At 62.9% G+C, this 5,281-nt stretch carries 3 protein-coding genes and 3 tRNA genes; 4 read left to right on the top strand and 2 right to left on the bottom strand.

Translation table 11 applies throughout. The features are described from left to right. Together RMO40_RS13035 and RMO40_RS13030 are read right to left on the bottom strand one after the other, a co-directional pair. The coding region (locus RMO40_RS13035) for a tryptophan 7-halogenase (protein ID WP_309721742.1) at positions 1-1,272 on the bottom strand (1,272 nt) is incomplete at its 3' end. 108 nt (positions 1,273-1,380) lie between these two features. After that, positions 1,381-4,176, bottom strand: coding sequence for a TonB-dependent receptor (locus RMO40_RS13030; RefSeq protein WP_309721739.1), 2,796 nt, complete (start codon positions 4,174-4,176; stop codon positions 1,381-1,383). 567 nt (positions 4,177-4,743) lie between these two features. On the opposite strand from RMO40_RS13030, the gene RMO40_RS13025 reads away from it, so the two are divergent. The 4 genes from RMO40_RS13025 to RMO40_RS13010 all read left to right on the top strand — a co-directional run. After that, positions 4,744-4,828: transfer RNA gene (locus RMO40_RS13025), tRNA-Tyr, on the top strand. Positions 4,829-4,868: 40 nt separating this feature from the next. Beyond that, a tRNA-Gly gene (locus RMO40_RS13020) sits at positions 4,869-4,942 on the top strand. A 72-nt stretch (positions 4,943-5,014) separates the two neighbouring features. Beyond that, positions 5,015-5,089, top strand: a tRNA-Thr gene (locus RMO40_RS13015). 51 nt (positions 5,090-5,140) lie between these two features. Beyond that, positions 5,141-5,281, top strand: a 141-nt coding sequence (locus RMO40_RS13010; RefSeq protein WP_255459082.1) for a GTP-binding protein, incomplete at its 3' end; no start/stop codon positions are given.

Below are 5,281 nucleotides of genomic sequence, written 5' to 3'. Positions count from 1 at the left end.
GTCGGTGTCGGTGCGCGAGTTGGTCTTGTAGTGCGCCACGATGTAGTCGCGCGTGTTCTCGAAGCGCTTGTGCATGGCGGCGTTGAATGCCTCCTGCGCGCCGGGGCCGAGGTCGCCTTTCTCCAGCACTTCCACCAGCATGGACGCGGTGACCTGCACGAACAGCAGGGCCGTGGCTTCCAGAGGTTCGATGAAGCCTTGGGAAAGGCCGATGGCCACGCAGTTGCGGTTCCAGACCTTGGCCATGCGGCCTACGCGCATCTTGAGGTGGCGGGCGGGGATGTCGGCGTCCAGCAGCCCCAGGTGGCCGCGCAGCTCGGTCTCAGCCTCGTCGGCCGAGCAGTGCGCGCTGCTGTAGACATAGCCGTTGCCCTGGCGGTGGGTGAGCGGAATCTTCCACGCCCAGCCGTGACGCAGCGCGGTGGACACCGTCTGCGACTCGATGGGGCCTGCCAGCGGCGTCGGCAGGGCGACGGCCGCGTCGTTGAAGAGGTTCTCGCCAAATCCGACGAAGGGCGTCTGCAAGGCCTTGCCGGTCAACAGTGACGCAAAGCCGCTGCAGTCGACGAAGAAGTCGGCGGCCAGCGTCTCGCTGCCATCGAGCTGAAGGCGGTCGATGTCGCCACGCTCGTTGAGCTTCACGTCCGTGACATGGCGCTGCAGATGGGTCACGCCGCGCTCCACCGCCTTGGCGGCGAGGAATTGGCCGAGCAAGGTCGCATCGAAGTGATAGCCGTACCAGACGTCGAAGGGGAAGTTGGGCAGCGCGCGCGGGCCGCGGCGCTGTCGCGCCAGCGCCGCTGACACGAAGAAGCGGTCGGGATGCGCGTCAACGTCCGCGCCATCGAGCCGCGCATGCACGTTGTCGACGAAGGGATGCATGGTCATGTTGTCCAGCATCGACACGAAGGGGTGGAAGTAGCGCTCAAAGCCCGGCTTGGTCGACCAGCCCTCGAAGGTGATGCCGCTCTTGTAGGTGGCATTGCAGGCAGGCATCCATTCGGACTCCTCGATGCCGAGGATCTCGAAGAAGCGGCGCAGCCAGGGCGTCGAGCCTTCACCCACGCCGATGATGCCGACCTGGGGCGACTCGATGACGGTCACTTTCAGGCGCGGGCCGTAGGCCGTGGTGGCCAGCATCAGCGCCGACATCCAGCCCGCCGAGCCGCCGCCGACGACGCAGACATGCTTTACCGGCGGCGGCGCATCCGTGCTGCCACCCCGGGGGCGGGCGGCGATGTATTGGTCGATGAGGGTGGCGGTGTCGCTCATGGGGAGTGCTTACTGAAAAAGGGGAGCGTGACTTCCACGCTCCCCTTTTGATTGTGTTCAGCGGCAGGGCCTGCCGGAACCCGAGGGATCCAGCAGTGCCGGCAGGCGTCAGAACTTGACGTTGGCAGTCAGGTAGAACTGGCGACCGTTCTTGTAGATGCCGCGTGGCTGCACGTTCGAGGCGTAGTACTTCAGCTTCGGGTCGTTCAGGTTCTGCCCTTTGAGGTTGAGCTCGAAGTTGTCGGTGATCTTGTAGTTGACCGATGCCGACAGCACACCGCTGCCCTTCTGGAAGTAGTCGGTGGCACGGTCCTGGCCGATGAAGATGTCGTCGGTGTAGCTGTAGTTCACACGGGCCGAGAACTTGTCGTTCTCGAAGAAGCCGCCCACGGTGAACGAGTTCTTCACATTGCCGCGCAACACGTGGCCGGTTTCGTCCGAACCGTCCGCGTAGGTGTAGTTCGCGCTGACGCCGAAGTTGCCGGCGATCGGTGTCTCGCCCGCGAACTCCAGTCCCTTCACCGACGCCTTCTTGTTGGTCAGGCCGGTGATGACGAACTGGCGGTTGACCAACTGCTGCACGCCCCCTTGCTGGTTGGTGTTGCTCAGCAGGACCGGGTAGGTGCCCGTGAACGTGCCGTTCGTGATGTAGCTGCCCAGACGCATGTAGAACGCACCCGCCGAGACGAAGGCGCGCGGCGCGAAATACCACTCGACGTTGAGGTCGAAGTTGCTCGAGCGAACCGGCTTCAGAGTCGCGTTGCCGGCGGTGCCACCACCGATGGCGTTGTTGTCCAAGAACATGCCGGTCGTGTTCAGCTGTGTGAACGCAGACAAAGCCGTGTAGTCGGCGCGCGTCATCGTGCGGCTGGCCGCCAGACGAGCGACGATGTCCTTGGTCACATCGATGCGCAGGTTGGCGCTGGGCAGGATGTCGGTGTAGGTGAGATCCGACGACGTCGCGGTGAAGTTGCCGAACGCAGACGCCACGTCCACCTTGTCAGCCGGCAGGCTGTTGCGGAAGGCACCCGAGCTTTGCTTGGTGCGAACCACGCGCACGCCGACGATGCTGCTCCAGTTGTCGCCTTCCAGATGGCCCTGAACATAGGCGGCTGTGCTGGTTTCCTTCACGCTGTACTCGCCACCGTCGAACGGTGAGCGACGTGCGATGGGATCGCGGTTGGTGACGCGACTGTTGTACTCCGCCAGCGCTTCGGCCGAGATATAGGTCAAGGCCGTGGGAAAGCCGCTGCCCAGACCGCTGCCGTAGTTGCCCGGGTAGGACTGGCTGAATGCAGGCAGGGTGTAGGGCGAGTTCTGCGGGGCGTCCTTGCCGCTGGCGTCGGCGCAGGCGCTGGGCTTGCTCCAGTCCCAAGGCCCGACGCGGTAAGGCGTTCCGGTGGCGCAACCGGGGCCCTGGTTCAGCGTTGCATCGGTGTAGCGCTTGTGCTCGGCACCGCGCACGCCGAACTTCAGGCTCTTCAACATGCCAGTATCCAGCGTGTACTCGCCGTCCACCTGAGCCCAGCTTTCCTTGTCGTGCACGATGACGTTCTGAGTGCCGAAGATCCAGTCGAAGCCCAGCGCGGGATTCGTGAAGCTGAAGGCGGGGGCCGAGTCGTTGCCGTTCAGGGCGTAGCTGGCCTTGGTGGTGCGAATGGCGGGTTCGACCACATCCTGGCTGACGGTCTGTCCCTTGCCCTTGGAGGTGCCGGCGTTGGCGGTCAGCCGCAGCGCGTCGCTGACCCTGAGCGAGCCGTCAAGGCTCAGGAAATTGCTCTCGGCAGCGGCCTTGCGCGAGATCATGTCGTAGTAGCCAGCGGTCGAAGGCGTTGCCCAGTTGAAGGTCGCCTTGGTCAGTGTCTTGTTGCCGTTGTTGTCGGTGGCAACCGCATAGTCGGAGATCGTGGCGCTGTTGATCAGGCCGGCGCGTGGCGCAAGCAGGTAGTTGCGGTTGTAGTTGTCCGCATCCATCTTGGACGAGAAGCCCGTCAGCGTGATGTCCAGGTCCTTGGTGGGCTTGAACTGCGCGCGCACCAGGCCGCCCTTGCGCTCGCGCTCTTGCGTGAAGTAGGCCGCGCCGATTAGATCAGGGGTGTAGACGCCATTGAGCGCTGGGTTTGCGGCGATGAGCGCGGGCGCGTTGCTGCTGTCCAGCTTGGTGATGAATCCCAGCGTCTCCACGCCGTCCCGGCGCAGACTGCGCTTCTCAGAAAACGCCTGCACCAGCAAGCCGAAGGTCTTGGCCTCGTTCTTGAAGTTCAGCAGCGCGCTGAGTTGCGGATCGGTCTTCTTCGCCAGGTCGGCGTACACGGCGCCAATGTTGACGTCCAGGGTCAGTGCCTTGGAAAAGTCCAAGGGCTTGCGGGTGATGATGTTCACTGATCCTGCCGTGCCGCCTTCGATGTCGGAGGCTTGCGGCGCCTTGTGCACCTCGACGCGGGCCACGAGTTCCGAAGGCAGCAGCGAGTAGCTGACGCTGCGGCCGACGCCGGCGCCGGTCTGATCCAGTACGAACCAGTCGCCGTTGGCGACGCCGTGACCGTCCAACAGGGTCTGCGTCAGGCTTGGGTTGGTGCCGCGGATACCTACGCGGTCGCGCTCGTCAAAGCCACCCGAGCCACCGGCTGGGCTGTTCAAGATGGTGACGCCCGGCACCCGCGCCAGGGAGTCGGCGACATTCTTATCGGGCATCTTGCCGATGTCTTCGGCCGAGATGACGTCGATGTGGGCGTCGGCGTTGCGCTTGACGCTCAACGATTTCTCTTGCGATGCGCGGATACCGGTGATGGTCACCGTGTCGAGTTGCTGAGGGGCGGGCGCTTGCTGCGCCATGTTTGCGCCACTGGCGCCGAGCAAGGCGATGAACACCGCCTGGGAGATAGGGGTCTGTTTGACCTTCATGTGATGTTCCTCGTTGGAGCCAAAAAATCGGGGCGGCGATCTGCTTGGAGTCCCTTTGCATACCACCTTCGGGCCGGTTGCCGCCTTGCTAGCGTTCAAGAGCGCGTCCAACCAGTGCGATGCCACTGTAGCGATTGATAACGCCACTTTGCTACCAATTTTTAGTGGGGGATTTCCCTGTGGTATCAGCGGAGTTCTGCCTTCCAACAGGAGGCTTTGCTGGGCTGGGCCAGGCAGAGCGATTTATTGGTATCTATTTGGTATTGCGTTTGACGCCCGGACTGTTGTGCGTTGGCGACGCGCGGCCGGTTTGTGAGTCGGCGTCGTTTTAGATTGGTGGGCTGGCTAGGCGTGGCGTGCCCCCAACTGGTCTCATGTTGGTTCTGCCGGTCGTTGTGCTTCGGTCTTGGCGGGTTTGGCGGGCGCATCCGCCTCGCGGTGGCGATCGCCTTCAGCCTTGCCATGTCCCGAATTTGTCCGCTTGACCATCCCTGGCTGGAGCGCGCCTCGCCTTGAGCCTTTGGTTGCGCCTCATCGGCCCTGTGCTATAGTTGCGGGCTTGCCTCAGGAGGGGTGGCCGAGTGGTTAAAGGCAGCAGACTGTAAATCTGCCCGCATAGCGTACGCTGGTTCGAATCCAGCCTCCTCCACCAAAGACTGCTGTTGCTGTTGGCGGTCTCGGCGGCTCCCAGAGCGGGAGTAGTTCAATGGTAGAACCTTAGCCTTCCAAGCTAATGGCACGGGTTCGATTCCCGTCTCCCGCTCCATTGAGCAGCTCGGTCGGCAGACGTCGACACCGGTTTGCTGGCCAGTTCTTCTGGCTTTAAACCCGTGCCGATGCCCATGTGGCTCAGTGGTAGAGCACTCCCTTGGTAAGGGAGAGGTCACGCGTTCGATCCGCGTCATGGGCACCACAGCTTTTCACTTTTCTACTCGTTTCAACGGGTTCGCCTCAGGAGCGCAAGATGGCAAAAGGCAAGTTTGAACGGACCAAGCCACACGTCAATGTGGGCACGATTGGTCACGTTGACCACGGCAAGACGACGCTGACGGCGGCGATCGCGACGGTGTTGTCGAAGAAGTTTGGCGGCGAGGCCAAGGCCTAC

The sequence above is a fragment of the Rhizobacter sp. genome (assembly GCF_031412075.1).
GTDB lineage: Bacteria > Pseudomonadota > Gammaproteobacteria > Burkholderiales > Burkholderiaceae_C > Rhizobacter.
The sequence above is the reverse complement of the archived record's forward strand: the minus strand, read 5'-3'. Positions and strand labels throughout refer to the sequence as shown.

Coding starts and splice junctions, on each gene's coding strand:
- RMO40_RS13030 (WP_309721739.1), bottom strand. CDS start 4,176: ATGAAGGTCAAACAGACCCCTATCTCCCAGGCGGTGTTCATCGCCTTG.